18 protein-coding genes are annotated in these 21,229 nt (G+C 50.1%); 6 read left to right on the top strand and 12 right to left on the bottom strand.

The genetic code is table 11. The features are described from left to right. Position 1: 1 nt before the first annotated feature. The 3 genes from cas8c to cas3 are packed head-to-tail and all read right to left on the bottom strand — an operon-like array spanning position 2 to position 4,711. Complete coding sequence (cas8c, locus tag ABO04_RS07665) at positions 2-1,753, bottom strand: type I-C CRISPR-associated protein Cas8c/Csd1 (RefSeq protein WP_160810087.1); 1,752 nt, start codon at positions 1,751-1,753, stop codon at positions 2-4. After that, entirely contained in the window at positions 1,750-2,475 is a 726-nt protein-coding gene (gene cas5c / locus ABO04_RS07670) for a type I-C CRISPR-associated protein Cas5c (protein ID WP_160810088.1), read from the bottom strand. The genes cas8c and cas5c overlap by 4 nt, the downstream gene beginning before the upstream one ends. Positions 2,476-2,488: 13 nt before the next feature. After that, positions 2,489-4,711, bottom strand: a complete 2,223-nt coding sequence (gene cas3, locus ABO04_RS07675) for a CRISPR-associated helicase Cas3' (RefSeq protein ID WP_205012766.1) — start codon at positions 4,709-4,711, stop codon at positions 2,489-2,491. Positions 4,712-4,913: 202 nt separating this feature from the next. Between cas3 and ABO04_RS07680 the strand changes: the two genes are divergently transcribed. Further along, on the top strand, positions 4,914-6,158 hold the full coding sequence (locus tag ABO04_RS07680; protein WP_160810090.1) for an EAL domain-containing response regulator: 1,245 nt from the start codon (positions 4,914-4,916) through the stop codon (positions 6,156-6,158). Between the two features lie 21 nt (positions 6,159-6,179). On the opposite strand, the gene ABO04_RS07685 is transcribed toward ABO04_RS07680, so the two are convergent. Together ABO04_RS07685 and ABO04_RS07690 are read right to left on the bottom strand one after the other, a co-directional pair. Further along, positions 6,180-6,698 carry a dihydrofolate reductase gene (locus ABO04_RS07685; RefSeq protein ID WP_160810091.1) on the bottom strand — a complete coding sequence of 173 codons (519 nt, stop codon included), beginning with the start codon at positions 6,696-6,698 and terminating at the stop codon, positions 6,180-6,182. Further along, positions 6,695-7,489: a thymidylate synthase gene (locus ABO04_RS07690; RefSeq protein ID WP_160810092.1), complete on the bottom strand. Its 795-nt coding sequence runs from the start codon at positions 7,487-7,489 to the stop codon at positions 6,695-6,697. The genes ABO04_RS07685 and ABO04_RS07690 overlap by 4 nt, the downstream gene beginning before the upstream one ends. Positions 7,490-7,584: 95 nt before the next feature. On the opposite strand from ABO04_RS07690, the gene ABO04_RS07695 reads away from it, so the two are divergent. Beyond that, positions 7,585-9,081 carry a leucyl aminopeptidase family protein gene (locus tag ABO04_RS07695; protein ID WP_160810093.1) on the top strand — a complete coding sequence of 499 codons (1,497 nt, stop codon included), beginning with the start codon at positions 7,585-7,587 and terminating at the stop codon, positions 9,079-9,081. A gap of 27 nt (positions 9,082-9,108) precedes the next feature. After that, on the top strand, positions 9,109-9,438 hold the full coding sequence (locus ABO04_RS07700; RefSeq protein WP_160810094.1) for a DUF4389 domain-containing protein: 330 nt from the start codon (positions 9,109-9,111) through the stop codon (positions 9,436-9,438). A 124-nt stretch (positions 9,439-9,562) separates the two neighbouring features. Here the strand turns inward: ABO04_RS07700 and ABO04_RS07705 are convergent, their stop codons facing one another. The 5 genes from ABO04_RS07705 to ABO04_RS07725 all read right to left on the bottom strand — a co-directional run bounded on the left by ABO04_RS07705 (position 9,563) and on the right by ABO04_RS07725 (position 13,924). After that, positions 9,563-10,654, bottom strand: coding sequence for a sulfate ABC transporter ATP-binding protein (locus ABO04_RS07705; protein ID WP_160810095.1), 1,092 nt, complete (start codon positions 10,652-10,654; stop codon positions 9,563-9,565). Next, on the bottom strand, positions 10,651-11,529 hold the full coding sequence (gene cysW / locus ABO04_RS07710; protein WP_160810096.1) for a sulfate ABC transporter permease subunit CysW: 879 nt from the start codon (positions 11,527-11,529) through the stop codon (positions 10,651-10,653). The genes ABO04_RS07705 and cysW overlap by 4 nt, the downstream gene beginning before the upstream one ends. 10 nt (positions 11,530-11,539) lie before the next feature. Next, positions 11,540-12,373 carry a sulfate ABC transporter permease subunit CysT gene (gene cysT, locus ABO04_RS07715; RefSeq protein WP_160810097.1) on the bottom strand — a complete coding sequence of 278 codons (834 nt, stop codon included), beginning with the start codon at positions 12,371-12,373 and terminating at the stop codon, positions 11,540-11,542. 153 nt (positions 12,374-12,526) lie between these two features. Further along, complete coding sequence (locus tag ABO04_RS07720) at positions 12,527-13,534, bottom strand: sulfate ABC transporter substrate-binding protein (protein ID WP_160810098.1); 1,008 nt, start codon at positions 13,532-13,534, stop codon at positions 12,527-12,529. A gap of 54 nt (positions 13,535-13,588) precedes the next feature. Further along, positions 13,589-13,924, bottom strand: a complete 336-nt coding sequence (locus ABO04_RS07725; RefSeq protein WP_160810099.1) for a hypothetical protein — start codon at positions 13,922-13,924, stop codon at positions 13,589-13,591. A 358-nt stretch (positions 13,925-14,282) separates the two neighbouring features. Between ABO04_RS07725 and rpoH the strand changes: the two genes are divergently transcribed. Further along, positions 14,283-15,125 carry an RNA polymerase sigma factor RpoH gene (gene rpoH, locus ABO04_RS07730; RefSeq protein WP_160810100.1) on the top strand — a complete coding sequence of 281 codons (843 nt, stop codon included), beginning with the start codon at positions 14,283-14,285 and terminating at the stop codon, positions 15,123-15,125. 187 nt (positions 15,126-15,312) lie between these two features. Here rpoH and ABO04_RS07735 read toward each other — a convergent pair whose 3' ends face one another. Further along, a complete protein-coding gene (locus ABO04_RS07735; RefSeq protein ID WP_160810101.1) occupies positions 15,313-16,023 on the bottom strand; it encodes a type 1 glutamine amidotransferase in 711 nt (236 codons plus the stop codon). A 258-nt stretch (positions 16,024-16,281) separates the two neighbouring features. Between ABO04_RS07735 and ABO04_RS07740 the strand changes: the two genes are divergently transcribed. Together ABO04_RS07740 and ABO04_RS07745 are read left to right on the top strand one after the other, a co-directional pair. Then, the gene (locus ABO04_RS07740) at positions 16,282-17,670 is read left to right on the top strand and encodes a DUF2868 domain-containing protein (protein WP_160810102.1); all 1,389 of its coding nucleotides are present in this window, start codon (positions 16,282-16,284) and stop codon (positions 17,668-17,670) included. Then, a complete protein-coding gene (locus ABO04_RS07745) occupies positions 17,670-19,100 on the top strand; it encodes a DUF3482 domain-containing protein (RefSeq protein WP_240141474.1) in 1,431 nt (476 codons plus the stop codon). The genes ABO04_RS07740 and ABO04_RS07745 overlap by 1 nt, the downstream gene beginning before the upstream one ends. On the opposite strand, the gene ABO04_RS07750 is transcribed toward ABO04_RS07745, so the two are convergent. Then, positions 19,095-21,047, bottom strand: coding sequence for an integrase (locus ABO04_RS07750; RefSeq protein ID WP_240141475.1), 1,953 nt, complete (start codon positions 21,045-21,047; stop codon positions 19,095-19,097). The genes ABO04_RS07745 and ABO04_RS07750 overlap by 6 nt on opposite strands. Positions 21,048-21,229: the final 182 nt, after the last annotated feature.

The raw sequence follows: 21,229 nt of genomic DNA on the forward strand, positions 1-21,229 counted from the left end.
ATTACTCTCCCTTGTTGACAGATTCAGATTTAATGAAGAAAGCCTGGCGCTGGTGGTAATAACCAATGGCAAACCGTCCCTGATCCGCCAGATTCAGGTGTGCCGGAAAATCACTGACGCTGGATAGGATTTCACCAATCAGTTTTTCAAAATAGCGTTTGCGTCCTTCCTCAAGTTTGGCCAGGTGGTGATTTTTCAGCTTCATCAGATTGGCAAATACAGTGACCGGTGTACTGGCTGCGGCGCCATAAAAACGGTCGCGAATTGTCGCATTCAGACCCGGGCTGGATTCTTCCTGTATTTTTTCCAGCACGGCAAACAGACGGCCTGTGCGGTAGCCGGGATTGAGATTGGTTTCATCAAGAGACACGTTCAGCTCCTTTTCTTGGGAATGTGAGTAACGTCCCTGTCGGTTCAGACAGGCTTTGATCAGGGAAGCACGGGGATAAGTCACTTCCCGTTCGGCACGAATGCGGCGAACAGCAGCCGCCAGCAAGGTTTGTGGGTAAGGCAATCCTTCTAGAATGGCGCGCATGACATCCCCGGCAAGATTGGGTGGAATGTTTTCCGATTTGCCTAATGTGGCTGTGGAAACCAGTAAACGAAAAAGTGATAAATGCGGTTTCTCAAAACTGGCGTGGACGATTTTTAAATCTTCAAAATATTGTCGTATTCGCTGCGACATGCCGGCGACCGTACCGGTCAACCAGAAACGTACGCTGATGCGAGCCGCATTGGGCGCCAGTCCCAGTACATAAAAAGGGGTGTCGCCCCCCTCATCGACAAATGAACCGGTTTGAGGCGATTTGAATAAAGCTTCAATTGCACGAGTTTGCCTTGCCGGATCGTCTTTGGGAGGCTCGTCAAAGATGCTGGCGAATGAATCTTCCAGTGCAGAAGGTTTTTCTGACCAGAATACGGTAGAGGCATTACCCACTTGCATACGTTGATTGCTGCCTTTGCGCAGCAAATGATTGAGTGCTGTGGTGTAAGCGAAAGATGATTGTTTACTGATAGGGGCATTTTCTCCGCCTTTTTCACGTTTGCCGTAGGATTCGAAAGAGCGGGAATTGAAAGAAATAATATTTGCACCAGAGGTTTGCGAATTCCAAACTCCCTTTATAACTGTTTCGTTCTGGGCAATAGGAACTCCAATGGCTCCGGTTATCAGGCAATTACCTTTTACTTCGGTGTCTGAGCTAGAGCGTTTGTGTTCGTAGGTTTCTCTAACGAGTGGGCGGTGGTGGATAGGTATAGGACCATCTGGCTGCCAGCGGAAAGCCAGAATCGGGTCGCGTTGTTCAAATTCATCCGTCAGATCAAATCGATCTAACAGTAATTTGGTTTCTCCATTTCTGCGGATTGCTTGTAGAAATACTTTGAGATCAGTTAAGGCAGGATCATTCAGGGCAGCAAACCATTTATCTATTTCGGCAATAAAATAATCAGCTTTCAGGGTGCCTTTGTTTCCAAGGCCAAGCACAAATGCAGCATTGTCCCAAAGAAGGTTGGGATCCTTTCCGCTATTGGTATGTTTAAGTGCCTGTTTGCCAATGGCTGGGACAAGTTCATTACGGGCAATTCGTCTTCTTCCTTCCAATCGACCATTATCTTCAATCGAGACACAGTTTCCACCAGGAGCAAGAACTATGAAGTAATCTACAGGGCGATTAACCCAACCTTCCGGCGCAATAGTGCCACTACCTGATTCGGCAACACGCTGGTAATAACGAGACAGTTCCTGAAGAATCATCTGCACACCTCCACATTGCTCAAATCCAGCACACCATTTTTCATCTCGGCATGAAAAAAGCAGGGATTCGGATTGGTGGGGTTGGAATAATCCATGTCATACAGCATCCAGCCCAAATCACGGGTTTCGGCAATCGGGGGTGGTTCCGATGAAGGGTTTTCAATCAGTCGAAAGTGGGCAGCAAACTCACGGCATCCCAGATAAGGCTGATTGACGCACTGTCCTTTTGTGGCACGACGTTCAAACATATTCAAAAACTTGGCCGGTACATTTTCCGCGTTGGCAGCACGCTGTTCGTCCGGATCGTTGATAACTCGTTTCGACAGGTGCGGGTGATGTGATTTGTGTGGTGCAGCATCCCGCATTTCAAAATGCGCATAAATCCGATAGGCCACATCGCGCAGGAACAGTCCGGCGCGCTGCTGGCGTTCATCTTCGATATACAGGCCGAGATCGCCACTACCGTCCTTCATGGCAGTCTGCACGTTACGTAAAGAAATAATCGCGCCAACTTCATTACGCCGCAGATTGATCCAGCAAATCGGCTTCATTACTTCGATCCGGGTGATACGCCATTGAATGGCGGGTTTCCACAGAACAGCTTCAAATACGGCACGCGCTGCAGAAGGTGTGATGACATCGTAGCTGACGCGCTCGACTTTCATTTCCGGGCGGGTAAAGCAGGCAAAATCCCCCGAGACTTCCAGACAATAGGTTTTCATGTTTTTTCCCTGTTCAAATCGCCAAATTATCCGGGGTGATACCACCGTCTGTGATGACGCCGAGTGTGTCGTCATAAAGTGTGGTACTTCTCTGAGCGTAAATTCCCGGCCAGATCTGAAATACATCATTCTTCGCTTCAAGCTGCCTGAATACATGCCGCGGCAGATTGACGGCATAGCGCTGCAGTTTTCGCATCAGCCAGCGCTGCGGCCCTTCTTTTTTCAACTGTCCAAGCAGAGTTTCATTGCCGCCATAACACACCAGTATGGTCTGGTATGCGCTATCGTCAATCAGCCGAAAGCGGGCTGCTGCAGTGCGGAACTGAATGGCACCTTCTCCGGCATCTTGTGTCAGCAAGGCGTAAATATCATGCTTATCGAGTGTAGGCGCACGTGTATACAGATGCTCAAAAAATTGTCGGGCGAGATCACGTCCCAGCACATCCTTGTCTTTGCCAGATAACAAACTGATCGAGATTTGTGCTGCCTGGCGCAGCAACCCAGGCGGCGCAGGTTTTGGGGGGATAAAAACAACCACTTTTCCAAGGCCGTTTTGTTTGCCTTCCCGGTTGCAGCGTCCTGCAGCCTGTGCAATGGAGTCCAGCCCGGCCAGTGCGCGATATACCACAGGAAAATCGAAATCCACGCCGGCTTCTACCAGTTGCGTGCTGATCACACGTACAGGCTCATTACGCTCCAGCCTTGCTTTGATGTTCGCAATGATACGACTGCGATGCTCGCCACACATCAGCGCGGATAAGTGTACGGTGCCTTTTGGCATCAACCGGTACAGCTCACGTGCATCATCACGGCGGTTGACGATGCACAGTACGGTTGAGTGTTTTTTGAGTGCATCGGCAATATTTTGCCAATCAGTCGGTGTCGTTAAATCATCCGGAATCCTGACTTCAACCCGTTTCAGCTTTTGATACAAGGCATCCGGGTTATCTACAATTTCATATACGTTATCCAGTCCGCGAAATGGCTGTGCGCCAAAAGTATGGAAAGAGCTGAGTACCGGCTGGGTTGCTGTGGAAAGAAGAAATGTCACGCCATAGTGCTGGACGAGCAGATTCATGACATCGGTAATCGGTTGCAGAAATTCCGGCGGCAGCAGTTGTACTTCATCCAGCACAATGACGCTGTTGACGATGTTGTGCAGTTTGCGACAGCGGCTGGTCCGGGCCGCGAACAGGGATTCAAAAAACTGAACACTGGTGGTGACAATGATGGGTGCATCCCAGTTTTCCGTTGCCAGCCGGGAGCGGGCATCTTCCTGATCCGGATCAAGGTTTGCATGGTGTTCAACAATGTTATCGCCAAAAATACTGCGGAAAATATTGGCTGTCTGTTCGATGATGCTGGTATAGGGAATCACGTAGATAATGCGATGTTTCTGATGCAAAATCGCGTGTTCCAGTGCAAACGCCGTTCCAGACAGGGTTTTTCCGCCTCCGGTTGGCACAGAAAGTGAGAAAATGCCTGGCGTCATACGCGCTTTTTCACGGCATCGATTCAAAATATTGGAGCGAATGACGTTGACCGGGGTATCAGTTCTGGCTTTGCCTGCCATGTAATTGTTGAATGCATTCAGCAGTTTCGGCAAACTGGAATAGCCGGTGCGGGTAATTGCTTTTTTGCCATCCATGAACGCTTCGGTATCGAGAAAGTCAGCGTCCGTCAGACATGAGAACAGCATACGCAGCCACAAATGCAATCCCTCTACTCCACCTTTGGGGCGTGTGGAAGGTTGAGGCTGGTTGAGAATATCAGCCGGAATTGCCTGAAGTGGAATGCGGTCGAGCAGGTAATCCTGCTCCGGGCTTAAACGGGCAGAAAGCGCTCTGCCACCGGTTTCCGAAGCGGACCAATCTGGCAGGCCGGTATGATGGCCGGCAATCAAATAGGCGAGAATGTGGCCAATTTTTCCAAATTGGCGTATCGCATGAATGGCGCCTGCTGTGGAATGGTCCACTCGACCAGCCAGGCCTTCAATATGGGCCTCAGCAGCATAACCAGTTACATTTTTGATGTAGTGCTGAAATTCATTACCGTATTTCCCCAGATCATGCCAGAGTCCTGCCAATCTGGCCCAGTCAGCGCTGTCGAAAGTAGTGGCTGCTTCATCTGCACGGCGTCCGACTTCACGTAAGTGGGTATCCAGTGCATGCTCATGCCATATATTGCCCTGATCCTGGCGGACGTGCGCCAGCGCTGTATTGTTATTAGTATTCACATCTTTCATGCCTCTAATAGCTTATTGGAAATAAGATGCTGGATATTTTGCTGCGTTTGCAATCAATTCTGATCGACAAATAGGGAAAGAATTACCTGTTTATTATGGTGAGGGAGTTTATTTAACATCTTCCCGGATTATTTCAGCGTGCTATGCTTTTATCAGGTTGCTGAAATTTGTGCGCAGGTGATTGATGAGGGCAATGATGACTGATATATCCACAACTAGGATCCTGATTCTGGATGATGATCCATTCATACTGAAGTTATTGGCGCGTATGCTAGTCAATCTGGGATTTCCGTTGGTTGATTGTTGCGAAAATGGTGTGGATGCGCTGAAGTTGCTGGATGATGTCGCGACCCGGCCTGATCTGATTTTGCTGGACCTCAACATGCCGGGGATGGATGGCATTGAATTTGTGCGCCATCTGGTTGAGCGAAAATTTACGGGTAGTCTGATTCTTGTCAGTGGCGAAGATGAACGGATGCTCAAAACGACAGAAAAACTGGTGCAGGCACACAAAATTCCCATTTTGGGCTATCTGCAAAAACCGGTACAGCCTGAGGCACTGCGCATGCAGCTGATGAAGCTGGCCTCAGCATTATCCAAAGGTGAAGAGGGAATCGCCCGGAAAACCTACGATGCGGAAGCGATCAGAAATGCGATTGATGCCGGAGATATGGTGAATTACTATCAACCGAAAGTCCGAGTGGATACCGGAGCAATTGCAGGTGTTGAAACGCTGGTACGCTGGCATCATCCCGTGGACGGGGTGATTTATCCCAGTCAGTTTGTTGGTGCGGCGGAAAGATATGGTCTGATTGATCACCTCACCCAGGCGGTGCTCCGGCAGGCCTTTGCGCAGGCGGGAGCGTGGCAGAAGCTGGGTTGTGATCTGAAAGTGGCTGTCAATGTGTCTATGGATAATCTGGCATCCCTCGATTTTCAGGATACGGTAGTCATGTTGGCTGCTGAGGCTGGCGTTCATCCCAGCGGGATCGTGCTGGAGATTACTGAGAGCCAGCTGATGGAGGATGAACGGGTTTCGCTGGAAATTCTGACTCGCCTGCGCCTGAAACGCTTTCATTTATCCATAGATGATTTTGGCACGGGCCATTCCTCATTGGCACAGCTACGCGATATTCCGTTTGATGAACTCAAGATTGATCAGGGGTTTGTACATCGTGCTTCTGAGGATGAAACGCTGCGTGCCATTTATGATGCCAGTCTGGCGCTGGCGAAGCAGCTGAATATGGAAGCAGTTGCCGAGGGGGTGGAGAGCCGTGAAGATTGGGAATTGTTGCGCCAGACCGGTTGTGATCTGGCGCAGGGTAATTTCATCGCACGCCCGATGCTGGCCGGGGAACTGAATGAATGGGTGAAAAAATGGCGCGTCCGCATAGAGGCCGAAGCGCTCGTTGTCCGGATCGAGGGGCAGGCGCAGTAAATTTTTTGGGGGTGCGCTGAGTCAGGATTGCTTGCGGCTCAGCACCACAAAATGATATTCCATGCCACTGTCTTCCGCTACATGGTGGATTTCCCGGGAGATTTCCTGCCAATCGGCGCGATCGTATTCCGGGAAGAAAGTATCTCCTGCGAAATCCTGCTGAATTTCGGTCAGATACAGGTGCTGGCAGATCGGCAGCGTTTGTTGGTAGAGATCGGCCCCCCCAATGATAAAGATCTGTCTGTCATCCTGTGCGAAATGATCCAGTATTTCCTGGATTGAGTGTGCCGTGATGATTCCCGGCACATCAGGATGGTGCTGACGGGTGAGTACAACGTTGGTGCGACCGGGTAGCGGCTTGCCAATTGAATCATACGTGCGGCGCCCCATGACAACGATCTGACCAATGGTCAGCTGTTTGAAGTGTTTCAGATCTGCCGGCAAATGCCAGGGTAATGAATTATTCCGCCCGATAACGCGATTGGCTGCTACGGCTGCCAGAATCGCAAGTCGTGGAATAACAGGTTGCAGGCCAGTCATACAGCAACGGGCGCCTTGATGGGCGGGTGAGGGTTGTAGTTGTGCAAGGTGAAATCCTCGTATCTGAAATCAAAAACAGTCCTGATCGCTGGATTCAATTCCATGATGGGAAGTGCTCGCGGCTCGCGTTCCAGTTGCAGCCGGGTTTGTTCAAGGTGGTTCAGATATAAATGTGCATCACCAAAGGTATGAATAAATTCGCCAGGCTGCAGATCGCAACATTGTGCAACCATCAGTGTCAGCAATGCATAGGAAGCGATGTTGAACGGAACTCCCAGAAAAATATCCGCACTGCGCTGATAAAGCTGACAGGATAGTCTGCCGTCCACCACGTAAAACTGGAACAGGACATGGCAGGGCGCCAGTGCCATTTTGTCGAGATCACCCACATTCCAGGCAGAAACGATCATCCGGCGTGAGTCCGGTGTTTCCCTGATTTGCCGGATTACTTGTGTAATCTGGTCGATGGATTGCTTGTCAGAAACCGTCCAGGAGCGCCATTGGTGACCATAAATCGGCCCCAGATCTCCTTTTTCATCTGCCCATTCATTCCAGATGGAAACATCGTTTTCTTGCAGATAACCGATATTGGTATCGCCACGCAGAAACCACAATAATTCGTGGATGATCGATCTGACGTGACATTTCTTGGTGGTTACCAGTGGAAATCCCTGTTGCAGATCAAAGCGCATCTGATAACCGAAAACGGAAAGTGTGCCGGTACCGGTGCGATCGTTTTTTTTATGGCCGTATTGCAACACATGCCGCATCAGATCAAGGTATGGATGCATGAATAATCCTGAAAGCATGAATCAAGCAGATATAATACAACGTTATTCTGATAATAATGATGGCAGACTTCCTGAAGCCATCCAACTGGAAACCAATGCTCGCAACCCTTATACAAAACGACGACACTTTCGATGAGGCAACCCAGGCTTCTCACTTACTGATCATCTTCCCCAAAACGGACAAAATACCCGGGAAATACCCATTACCTGCCGAACAGGTGCTGAGTGACTTGCTGCAACGGCAGGGTGCTTCGCCAGGCCGGCTTGCGGAAACAGCGCTCTCTGTCAATCTGCAGAACGGTGCGCTTTATACCTGGGTGATGGTGGATACCGGTAAATCGATATTTGAACAACAAACCGGTATTCGCAAGGCAATGCAATTGTTGCTGAATGAGAGTCCGGCTGAAATTCATCTTGCGGTTCATGGGGATGCAGCACAAAAGCGCCATCTGGCCGAACTTGCGGTTTATATCGCCTGGATTAACGGCGCAATTCTACCGATACGCAAGCAGCGTAAGATAGATGACAAACCTCTGGAGAGAATTTATTTGCATGGCGTGACCGATTCTACCGGGTTTGCCATACAACGCGCACAGGCAGAGGGGAATTTTCTTGCCAGGGGGCTGACTATTCTGCCTCCCAATGAGTTAACCCCAAAAACGTATCGTGAACAGATAAAAAAGCTCGCGGCCAGTGAAAACTGGCAATACGAAGAATATGAGTTATCCCGGTTGTGCGAGATAAAAGCGGGTGCATTCACAGCGGTAGCGCAGGGCAGTCTGACGGACGATGCGGCGATTGTCTATTTGCGCAGAACAGCAAAAAACAGTGAAACCAACAGGACGATCGCCCTCGTAGGGAAAGGTATCTGCTTTGATACGGGCGGATATAACCTGAAATCGGCACGCCATATGTATGGCATGCATGAAGATATGAATGGTTCGGCGGTAGCGCTTGGAACGCTCCTGGCTGCAACCCGGGCTGATTTGCCTATCAATATAGACTGCTGGCTTGCCATTGCCCAAAATCACGTGAGTCCCGATGCATTCAAACAGAATGATGTGATCACAGCTTTGAATGGCATGACAGTGGAAATTGTGCATACGGATGCGGAAGGCCGGTTGGCGCTGGCGGATACGCTGACGCTTGCCGCCAGGGAAAAACCTGATCTGATCATCGACTATGCCACGCTGACAGGCAGCCTGATTACTGGACTGGGCACGCGCTACAGTGGCGCTTTCACCAATCGTGATTATCTGGCACAAAATGCGGTGGCTGTGGGCAGATCAAGTGGTGAGCGGGTATGCGTGTTTCCGGTGGATTCTGACTATGAAGCCGATCTCGAAAGCAAAATTGCCGACATCAAGCAATGCACCCTAGAAAATGAGGCGGATCATATTCTTGCTGCCTGTTTTTTGCGGCATTTTGTGAATGATATTCCCTGGCTACATATGGATCTTTCTGCTGCCCGTCATCCTGATGGGCTGGGTGCAGTCGGTACGGATGTTACCGGTTTTGGCGTGACCTGGTCGATTCATTTTCTGCAGGAAATGCTTAAGATTCTGCAGAAAAGAACAGGAAGAGCACGCTGATTATTAACCTTGTACAGGTTTTTTTCCATGAATGATGAAGTAAAGCAACGTTTGCGCGATACCGATACCTGGACCCGGGTGTTTTTTATATTGTTGTTTATTTTTGCCCAGGGAGGTGTGAAATTTCTGATTATGTTGTTGGCAGTATTCCAGACAGTATCAACCATACTGGCTGGATATACCAATAGCCGGTTGCTTAAGCTGGGACGCCAGCTGGCAATGTACGATTATCAGATCAATTTGTTTGTGACATTCAACAGTGAGCAGCGCCCCTTTCCATTTTCTGCCTGGCCTTCCGGTGATATAGAGAAGCGTACTCCGGATGAGCAACCGGGAAATACCAGCTGGTTTCAGTAGTTGTTCTGTCCTGGTTACCTCAGCTTCGCTGATATTTTCAGCACATCCCCAGGGGACCTCTGATCAATGTGACTGATTGATGCGCAGACAGGTGATTATGCTATAGCTCTTTACTCGAAGATGGTCACGAATGTATCGATCCGTTATGGGCGTGGTTTGGAAACAGATCAAGCCGGCGAGGTTTGACAAAGACCTGATCTCCTTTTACCAGTTGTAATTCACGAAAGCGTTCCTTGCTGATGGTGGCATGGATGGCGCCTTGAGTCAGATCATCTCCGTGTGTCAGTTCCAACCGTACGACCGGCCCGATTGAAAGAATATGAGCAACATATGCTGCCAGAGCGGGTTCACCATTTAGTGTCCGCTCCACTTCAATGTCATGCGGTCGTACATAGGCGATCGCGCTGAGATCTTCCGCCTCCGGGTATTCCGGAGCATCGATTTCGAGATCACCAATCCATGCGTGGCCCTGATGCACACGCCCGTGAAACAGATTGACGTGCCCGAGGAATTCATACACAAACGGATTGGCTGGTTTTTCATAGACTTCGTTGGGGGTACCGATTTGTTCGATACGACCGCGGTTCATGACAACAATCCGATCTGCCACTTCCAGGGCTTCTTCCTGATCATGTGTTACGAAGACACTGGTGATATGCATATCGTTGTGCAGTTTGCGCAGCCAGGCGCGCAGCTCCTTGCGTACCTTGGCATCCAGCGCGCCGAAAGGTTCGTCCAGTAACAAAACCCCAGGTTCGACTGCCAGCGCCCGTGCCAGTGCAATGCGCTGGCGTTGTCCTCCGGATAACTGGTGCGGATAACGGTCTGCCAGCCAGTCGAGTTGCACCAGTTGCAGCAGTTCGGTCACGCGCCGATTGATTTCCCGGGTGTTGGGGCGCTGTTTTCTGGGGCGTACACGCAAGCCGAAAGCTACGTTCTCGAAAATGGTCATATTGCGAAAAAGTGCGTAATGCTGAAAGACAAACCCGACATGCCGGTCACGAATGTGTTTGTCGGTTGAATTTTCCTGATTGAACAGCACCTGTCCGGAATCGGCTGTTTCAAGGCCGGCAATGATTCGCAGCAATGTGGTTTTGCCGGAGCCGGAGGGGCCCAGCAGTGCGAGCAGCTCCCCGGGGTTGACTTTCAGGTTGATGCTGTTCAGCGCAGTGAAAGAGCCGAACTGTTTAGAGAGGGCGCATATTTCGATACTCATGAATGATTTCCTCGGGTGGTTTGTTGTGCCACTTTTGCTTCGGCCAGCGTTTTTAGTACCAGTGTAACCAGTGCAAGTAACGCTAGCAGCGAGGCCACTGCAAAAGCAGCAACAAAGTTGTATTCGTTGTAGAGAATTTCAACATGCAGGGAAAGCGTGTTGGTCAGGCCGCGAATATGCCCGGAAACGACCGAGACGGCGCCGAACTCGCCCATTGCTCTGGCATTGCAGAGAATGGTGCCATACAGTAATCCCCATTTAATGTTGGGCAGGGTGATATGCCACAGTGTCTGCCAGCCACTCGCTCCCAGAATGATAGCGGCTTCTTCTTCCTCGCTGCCCTGTGCCTGCATCAGTGGAATCAGCTCACGTGCAATGAATGGCACGGTTACGAAAATCGTTGCCAGCACAATGCCGGGCACGGCAAAAATGATGGAAATATCGTGCTCCCGCAGCCATGGGCCTGCCCAACCCTGCAGTCCAAATATTAGTACATAGATTAATCCGGCGACTACGGGAGAGACGGAAAATGGCAGATCGATCAGGGAGGTGAGGATACTTTTGCCGCGGAACTCGAATTTGGCAATTGCCCAGGCGGCTGCGATACCGAATATCAGGTTGAGCGGTACGGCGATGGCGGCTGCTGTCAGGGTCAGGCGGATAGCGGCGAGTGCATCGGGTTCCGTGATGGCCGCGAGGTAAACTTCCCATCCTTTTCTCAATGCCTCAAAGAAAACCGCTACCAGGGGCAGTAAAAGAAAAAGCGACAGGAAGGAAAGTGCCAGCAGGATGAGTGTCCAGCGTGCCCACGGTGATTCCTGTGTAACCACCTTGTGCGGTGCCGGAGAGATTTGGGGTAATGGGATGGTGGTCATGACTTCCCTTTTATGCTTTGGTGCTGCGATGGCGAACCCACCATTGCAATAGGTTGATAATCAGCAGAAGAATGAATGAGATCACCAGCATCACGACAGCGATGGCTGTAGCGCCGGCGTAATCATATTGTTCGAGTTTGGTGATGATGAGTAACGGCGTGATTTCGGAAACCATCGGGATATTGCCGGCGATAAAAATGACGGAACCGTATTCTCCGATGGCGCGAGCAAAGGCCAGTGCAAAACCAGTGGTCAGTGCGGGCAGAACTGCCGGGAAAATAATGTACCGGAAAGTCTGCCAGCGCGTTGCGCCCAGCATGGCGGCAGCTTCTTCCAGTTCTTTTTCGATATCTTCCAGTACCGGCTGAACAGTACGAACGACGAACGGCAATCCAATGAATGTCAGAGCAACGAAAACACCCAGGGGAGTGAATGCAACCTTGATTCCCAAGGGCTCCAGATACTGGCCGAGCCAGCCATTACCTGCGTAGATTGCAGTGAGCGTAATGCCGGCAACGGAGGTGGGCAGTGCAAAGGGCAGATCGATCAGGGCATCGACCAGACGCTTGCCTGGAAACGGGTAACGTACCAGCACCCAGGCGACCAGCAATCCAAAAAATGCATTGACCGCTGCGGCTGCAAATGAGGCGCCGAATGTCAGCCGGTAGGATGCAACAACCCGGGGTGCTGTTACCGCGTTCCAGAATTCCGGCCAGGTCAGTTTCGCGCTGTAAATGAATGCTGCCGATAGGGGAATCAGGACAACCAGACTCAGGTAGAGCAGGGTGAATCCAAGCGCCAGATTGAATCCCGGTAATACGCTGTGCTGCTTGAAAGTGCTCAAAATTCAGACTCCTGTTATTCGATTGTAAAAATCCTGCTGGGCGGTTGCCGGAATCATGTCGTGAGTTACACTGCCATCCTTGAAATGCCCTGCCTGTTTTGCTGCTGTCAGCAAGCTTGTGTTTTGGTTTTCTGACAAGCAGGAGAGTGTTAATCATTGATTCACATAGATCTTGTCGAACAAGCCACCATCACTGAAGTGGATGCTCTGGGCTTTTTGCCAACCCCCAAATACTTCGTCTACAGTAAGCAGATTGATCTCTGGAAATTGATGCGTATATTTTCGGGCGATATCCGGATCGCTCGGTCGATAGAAGTTGCGTGCTGCAATGTCCTGCCCTTCTTTGCTGTACAGATATTCAAGATAGGCTTGAGCAATAGTATGTGTGCCGTGTTTGTCGGCATTTTTAGTGACGATGGTGACGGGAGGTTCGGCAAGAATACTGATCGAGGGAATGATGATTTCGAATTGCTCCGGACCGTATTCCTTGAGTGCCAGAAAAGCCTCGTTTTCCCAGGAAATCAGAACATCTCCCATACCATGCCGGATGAAGTTGATGGCTGATCCGCGTGCACCTGAATCGAGTATCGGGGCGTTTTTGTACAGTCTGGAGAGGAAATCCCGGGTTTTTGCTTCATCTCCGTTGTATTTTTTGAGTGCGAAACTCCATGCCGCCAGATAATTCCAGCGTGCGCCACCCGATGTTTTTGGATTGGGAGTCATAACGGTGATACCCGGTTTGATCAGATCGTCCCAGTCACTGATTCCCTTGGGGTTGTCTTTGCGCACCAACAGGACGATCGTTGAGACATAGGGTGAACTGTTGTTGGGCAGGCGGTCCTGCCACTCAGGCGGGACCAGTCCGGATTGTTTACTGATTGCATCGATGTCATAAGCAAGGGCAAGTGTTACTACATCTGCGGGCACCCCGTCGATGACTGCACGGGCCTGCTTGCCGGAGCCCCCGTGGGATTGCCTGACAGAAACTTTTTCTCCGGTTTTTTCCTGCCAGTAGCGAATAAATGCGCGGTTGAATTCCTGATACAGCTCGCGCGTCGGATCATAGGAAACATTGAGAAGAGTTTGGTCTGCAAGTGCCTGCCCGGAGCTTGCCAGAATAAATGTCAGTAATCCGGCGGATAGCCATAAATTGAATTTCATTTGATTTCCTTTTATAGATCAGTTGATGTTATTGGAATGCATTGACAGCGACTGCTACATAGAAAAAATCCGTGCCGGCAGTGGTTTCTCCCAGTTCCGCCAGTTGCTTGTTTTTACGAATCTGCCATTGAGAAGGTTGTTGAAACGATCGGTTTTACTGGTGAGCCAGAAACCGTTATAGCTGCGGTCGATTTGTAAATCCGGGTGTATGCTGTAGTTGTGTGCATGCTGGTAAAAGTTAGCGGGCACATCGCTTGCAATGAATTGCTGCTCGGCCTGTTGGTTTACCTGAAGGCGTGTCATTATTTTCTGTGCAGCTATGGATCCGAAATTGGTTGCTGTTGTCTGGTTGTTGCGGTTTTTTGGTGGCATTTCTTTTGTATGTGCCATGTTTGTCAGTGACGGGAACGTGATCAGATAAAACCATACATACCCACGTACGCGGTTTCATTGATGCCTCTGTTATTGTCATTGATCTTGTTTATGGCTCCCGACGCTGTTCGAGCGTGGCAAAGATAGCAGCAATCTGTTATTTGTAAAAGTAATAAATAATGATTTTCTTATATGTATATAGTATATAAGATCTGTTTTGACCGTGCAGTGGTGTAGAGGGGAGGTATCAGAGATTCCCTAAGTAAAGGTTTTTGGAGTGTTTTTGAAATTAGCACTCGTGAACCAAGAGTGCTAGGATATGTCTATTTGCTTTAAATTATTCAGGGTGAATTTTGAAAATTCAATGGAGAAAATCATGAATGAGGTGATGGCTTTACCGGTGATGGCAGGCGGTGATCTGGACAGCTATATTCATGCAGCCAACAGTTTTCCTGTTTTATCACGTGAAAAAGAAATCGCGCTGGCTAAACAAATGCAGGAAGATGGAAATATCAACGCGGCACACCAGCTGGTGCTTTCCCATTTACGCGTAGTGGTTACCGTTGCACGTGGTTATCTGGGATACGGGCTGCCACATGCTGATTTGATACAAGAAGGTAATATCGGCTTGATGAAGGCTGTCAGGCGGTTTGATCCGGAACGGGGTGTTCGCCTGATATCCTTTGCGATTCACTGGATCAAGGCGGAAATTCATGAATTCATCATGCGTAACTGGCGACTGGTCAAGATTGCTACGACCAAACCGCAACGGAAGCTTTTCTTTAACCTGCGCAGCATGAAAAAAGGGTTGGATACGATGAATCAGGCTGAGGTTGAGACCATGGCGGAGCAACTGGGTGTCAAGGTTGAAGAAGTTGTCGAGATGGAAACACGCTTCAGTGGCCGTGATATTTCACTTGAGCCGCCGACGGACAGTAATGAAGATGATTTCAGCCCGATTGCCTGGTTGACGGATGGATCGGATCCTTCCAGAGAGCTGGAGCAGGAGCAATTGGAGCGGCAGGCACATGCAAAGCTGAAAAATTCTCTGGGTAGTCTGGATGAGCGCAGCCGCCGCATTATCGAGGCTCGCTGGTTGCGGGAAGACAAGGCTGCAACACTGCATGAACTGGCTGCAGAATTGGGTATTTCTGCCGAGCGGGTGCGCCAGATTGAAGCAAAGGCCATGAAGAAAATGCGGGCCGAGATTGCTATCTGATAAGCAATATGAGCATGCCTTGGACTGATGGGGACGTTACTTGTGGCCGTTAGGGAACCTCTGAAAAACGTCACAGTCAGTTCAAGGCAAGAATCGGTAAGAACGCGGAGTTTATACGTAATAAATGAGCATTTTGAGCCGACTTTTGACACAAAAATGACAACACAGATAGTTTTTTAAAGGTTCCTTAGTGCTTCAATGCCTCAATCCATTTCTTATATGGGCGATCTGCGACTGATTGCAATGCAATAATGCGATTCTCCAGATTCGTCTGAATTGCTTCGCTACTGCTGACAGCGGGATTTTCCCGGTTATGTAACAAGGTGTCAGCATTGGCTTCACACCATGCTTTGACCATGTCGGCTGTCATTTCAATGTGACACTGCATGCCCAGATGCATACCCAGCGCAAAAGCCTGGTTGGGGCAATAGGGGCTGGATAGCAGCCGCACGGCATTTGCCGGTATGCTGAAGGTCTCACCGTGCCAGTGAAAAGCATCAAATGCCGTAAGATCACTGCCGAACCAGTCACGTGCGACGGGTGTATCTTCTACGCGTACCCGCCCCCAGCCAATTTCCTTAACCGGATTACTTGTTACGATGCCTCCCAGGGCCGTTGATAAAAACTGCCCACCCAGACAATGGCCCAGTACTGGGATGTCGCTAGCGATCGTTTGCCTGATGAGCGACAGTACCGGGCCAGTCCAGGGTAAATCGTCATGTACACTCATCGGCCCACCCATCAGTACCAGGCCACTGTATTTGTCCGGGTTTTCCGGAAGAGGCACGCCTTTATCCAGGCAGAGGAGCTGCCAGGGGATGTGATGGCGATCAAGAAATGTGGCAAAATAGCCGGGCCCTTCAATCGGGAAAAATCTGAGAATTGCGACGGGCTTCATTAATAATATCCTTTCTGGAGTAAATGAACGGATTTCACTGTTCCCTTTCGGGTATTCTGTTTTGTTCAGTAACGTACGAATTGTACGGTTTCCCAGGTTTTTGCGGGTAGAAGCCTGTATTACAATTATTCTGCGATGGTCGTTTCCTGTTTTTGTGTATAGGAAGTTTGTACTGTCTGATGATGAGGTTTCCAGGTTGTCCTCCGAGAATGTCGGGGCAATCCGGTTTTTATTTCCCCTGCTTTAATATCAAGAGTGATGGCTTTTAAAAACCATGATTTTAGTGATCTGGTTCGATTGGAGCAGCTGCGACATATTGAAACCGGTCAGGCACAGACGCTTTCCTATGCCGGTGTTGCAAATATGGAATCGTATCCTGTGGTTGGTTTCAGTTACGCGGCTTTTCTGGAAAGACTGCTGAACCGTGCTCATCATCTGATACATGACAATCACCTGGACGATATTCTCCAGCAGCCGGAGAAACTGTTTGTGCGCGCTGGCAGAGTCGTTCTGCTGCTGGCGGCAATTCTCGGTGGACTGGCTGCGATCAATGCAACAGGCGATTCTTCGACATTGAATATCTATTGGCTGCTGGTGGTGTTGCTTGGATTCAATTTTTTCTCGATGCTGCTGTGGGGCGCGGGGATCACACTGGGGATTCAGGGGTTAAGTTCGGGTGTAGCTGCGCAACTGGCGAGCTGGTTGCCTTTCCAGCTCAAGAAACGGGAAAAGGATTCCATTGGCACGCTTGCTGCGCGCGCCTGGTGGGAAACCTGTCTGTTTGGCAAGGTGGGTAAATGGCGGATCAGTATGCTGACCCACCAATTCTGGCTGGTTTATCTGTTTGCAGGGATGGGAACCCTGATTCTGCTGATGCTGGCAAAACAGTACGATTTTGTTTGGGGAACGACATTGTTGCCGGAAAACAGCCTGCCTGAACTGACCCGGATCCTGGCTGCTCCCATGCAATGGATCGGTCTGGTCGCTCCTGATAGCCAGCAGATCGCAGCCAGTCGAATCGGAGCAGGTGTACAGGACGCTTCGATCAGAAATGCCTGGGCAGAATTTCTGGTGGGTGTGCTGGTTGTCTATGGAATGTTGCCCCGGTTGGTCCTGATGCTGCTTGCTTTCTTCATGCTGAAGTTGTCCGAGTATCGCTACAAACTGGATTTATATCTGCCTTACTATGTCACGTTGCGGCAGAGTTTGATTGCAAATGAATTTGTCGCGAGCGTGATCGATCAGGATCCGGGAATTACAAAGGAGCAGCCGGTACCGATTGCTCGTGAGGGGCGCCGGCATTTACCTGAGAAAGCATTGGTGATCGGTATCGAATTGGACAATCACGTTATCTGGCCGGAAGGGATGGTTTGTCAGGGCAATGTGACTGATCAGGAAACGTTCGTGCGGACAGTGGAAATGATCAAAAAATCCAGACATTCCCTGCTCATTGGTGTGGCGGCACATCGGTTGCCTGATCGCGGAGTGCAACGCATCATAAAAAAACTGGCTGCATTGGTATCTGGTGAAATCTGGCTGATTTTGCTGCAAAACAATGCCGCCATTCCAATTACGGAATCCCGCAAACAGGCCTGGTTCCGACTGGCACAAGCCAGTGCGATTCCGGCTGAACATGTTCTTTCCTGATGATGGTCAGTTTTGATATGAAAACAGGCGGGGTGACTGGGGAACAGGGGAGGGCACTGCTGGAGATTGCCGTTGTCGGCCATACCAATACAGGAAAAACTTCACTGATCCGTACCTTGCTGCGCAGCACCCGTTTTGGTCAGGTGGATGACGCGGCAGGGACGACCCGTCATGTCGAGCGGGCGACTATCTTCGCCGGTGATGAAGCGGTACTCAATCTGCATGATACGCCCGGGATTGAAGATGTATATGCGCTGCAGGATGCGCTGCAGGCAATTGCTTCCAGGAATAAACGTTTGGCCCCCAATGAGCAGCTGGAGAAGTTTGTGACTGCTACCGCCCTTAATGACCCATTGGAACAGGAAGCCAAGGTAATTCGACAGGTATTGCGCAGTGATGTCCTGTTGTATGTGATCGATGTGCGTGAACCGGTACTGGAAAAATATCTCATTGAAATCGGAATACTTGGCAAGGCAATAAAGCCCATCATTCCGATATTCAATTTTACCGCCGCGCACCGGGCCGAGCTTGATTTATGGAGAAGGAAGCTGGCAGCATTCAATATTTATGCCTCACTTGAGCTGGATACCGTCGCATTTGCCTTTGAAGCAGAAAAGCGTCTGTACCAGAAGATACAAAGCCTGCTGGAGGTGCATTACACACGTTTGCAACGCCTGATCGATCATCGTGCAAGAATATGGAGCCAGCTTTGTATCTCTGCCGCCCGGCGGATTGCTGGTTTGATCATTACCACGGCGTGTTATCGAGAGCCCGCAGCAGATGATCAGAATGTAACTGATACCTCTTCGGCGGCAATAAGGCTGCAGGACTTTGTGCGTCAGGCAGAGCAGAATTGCCTGGTCGACCTGCTGAAGATGTTTAACTTCACAGACAGGGATGTCGCCCTGCAAAAAATACCAGTACAAAATGGATACTGGCAGCTTGATCTGTTTGCTCCCGGTATATTGAAGGCGTATGGCCTGGATGTAGGCAGCGCTGCGCTTAAAGGCGCTGCTGCCGGCGCCGGAATTGATCTGATGACCGGGGGATTGAGCCTTGGAGCCGCCAGTATACTAGGCGCAATTGCGGGCACCGGCTGGTCTACATTCAGGCGGTATGGCAAGGAAATTCAGGCAAAGTTCCAGGGAGTCCGGTGGTTATGTGCAGACGATAATACGCTACAGCTGCTGTATCTGCGCCAGCATCAGTTGCTGGACAAGCTCATGAACCGGGGCCATGCCGCCTGTCATGTTGATCAGGTGGGTCAGCCGTCGGAACGGGGTGATTTGCCTGAGGGATGGCGTGGAATTATTGATATTCTCAGGCAGAATCCTGCCTGGAATGCATCATCGGGCCTCCACGGCCATGATGACCAATACCGCTTGATTGAAAAAAGTCTGGTGGATGCGTTATTGAATTTAAAGTCATGAATCCTGTTGTTCAACAGGATAAAACAGATTTATTGCTTCGATCGGACGCTTGGTTCCTGGGGGGGCGTAAGCGCCATATTCTGACAATTCTGTCGGTGAGATATAGCCTACAACGGATTCAAGATCGGCCAGCCGCATTCCCTGTTTGACCAGATAAAGAATATAGGTCTGCCGCAGTGCTTCAGCAGAAATCTGACGAGTTGCCAGCAGATCGGCATCAATTTGCAGGCAGGTCAGCAAGGCCTCCAGATCTTCCTGATTCAACCGATTCCCGGCGGGATCGATCAGGCAATAGCCGTGTTTACTGTAGAGTGTGGCCAGGACAGGATGCAGCGGGATTGTTCTGGCAGCTATATTTCTGATCGTGAGCGAGTTGTTTTCAAGATCGACATCGTTATTTTGCAGGTTTGCAATCTCGTCAGGTGTCAGGCCACTCAGCAAAAAGATAAGTAGCTGCTTTTCCTTGGTATTTGCCGCATGAAACAGCCCGGCAATTTGCCGAGGAGTGAATTCGACTATTGCGGCGTGTTCCAATGCCTGTACAGGTTCCTGAAGCAGACTTGCGGAGGTTGATGGTGGCGGCATCATGTCAAGAGCATCGCGGGGCAGGTTATTCCCGTTATGCAGATGGATGTCAGACAGGTGAATGGCCAGTTTTTCCTGTTCCTTGTGCATCAGGAATTCAAAAATCCAGATCGCAGCCAGACCCAGCAGCAACGATGCCAGCGTCGCGATCATGGCGTTCCATAAATAATCCGGCCTGATCGGATGATGAGGTAGGAAAGCACGCTCAATGACATCGACATAAGGGTATTTCCCAGTGTGCTGTGCTTCAAGCTGCGCCAGTCTTGATTGTGAATTCCGGTAGAGCAGCTCCAGTTCTTCCAGATCAGATTTCAAGGCGTCATGTTCGACGAAACGGGCAGTGAACTCGGCTGCTTTTTGTCGATGCTGATCCAGCTGTTCTTGTATTGAGCGCGTGGCTTGCAGAGCAGCAGCATAGTTCTGCTCGGCTTCACTGATGACGACAGATTGTCCTTTATGGCGGATATGCTGAATTTCAGCGTCCAGTGCCCGCAGTTTTTCTGGAATTACCTTGAGATCGGGAGATAAAGCCATGTACTCACGCGTGTATTGCCGATCCAGCTCCTCCAGTTGCTCCCGTAATTCCTGGGCACGTTTTTCGAGCGTGCTCAGGGTACGGGTATCTTCGGTGGGTACGACAACCTGCCCGCGCTCGATCGATTTCCTGATAGTGTCGAGCCGCGCCTTTGCTTTGACTTCTTCTTCACTGGCTTTATTCAGTGAATCGGTCAAGCCTTTGAGGCGCGCCAGTGCTTCATTATCCTTGCGTTCGGTTGTAACAATTTTGTTATGTTTTCTGAATTGCTCAAGCTCAAGCCTTTTTTGTTCGATGTTCGTGGTCAGCGTGGCCAGTTCTTCCTGCATCATTTGTATGGTTGACCCTTTAGATCGGGCCACTTCTTCCGTCCGTGCATCCAGGTAGACATCAATCCAGGTGTTGACCAGCAGAGGGAGCAAAGCGGGATCGTCTCCTTCAGCCACCATTTCGACCAGATTGGTATCGGTTATCGGTCGAACATCCAGCATATCGCGAATGGCTGCAGGTGTCAGATCAATACCTGCTTCAGTGTCATTGCCCGCACGCAGACGGTTTGCCGTTTCAGTCAGGAGTTCCGGACCGAGGAGAACCTGTTTTTGGATGGTAACATGCTGAATATCCGCTTCCCTGCTCGCCTGATCAATGGCTGTTTTGGCAACTGTCAGCAAAGTGGCGTAACTCTGATAAATTGCTGGCTGCAAAAAAATGGTACCCAGCGAGAGCAACAGACAGGATAGAAAAACCGTAGTAAATATGGTCATCCTGGTGGGTCTGAGCCGGGCAAGGCGGTCTATAAAGGAGTGAGCCTCTGTTTCGATAGACATGGTGTTTTCCAGTTGAGGACGCTCTTGTCTCATTGTGCCTTCCGATAGTGACAATCAGATTCGGGGAAGAGCTGGTTGAAGGTATTGCTTTTCAAGCATGATCTCCGGTCTGTTTCCTGGTTCGCTTTAAACGAAATGCTAAGCATGAATGCAAGCAGCTTGCAGTTTAATGCTGATAGCCG

The organism is Nitrosomonas sp. HPC101 (assembly GCF_009833125.1).
Classification (GTDB): Bacteria; Pseudomonadota; Gammaproteobacteria; order Burkholderiales; family Nitrosomonadaceae; genus Nitrosomonas.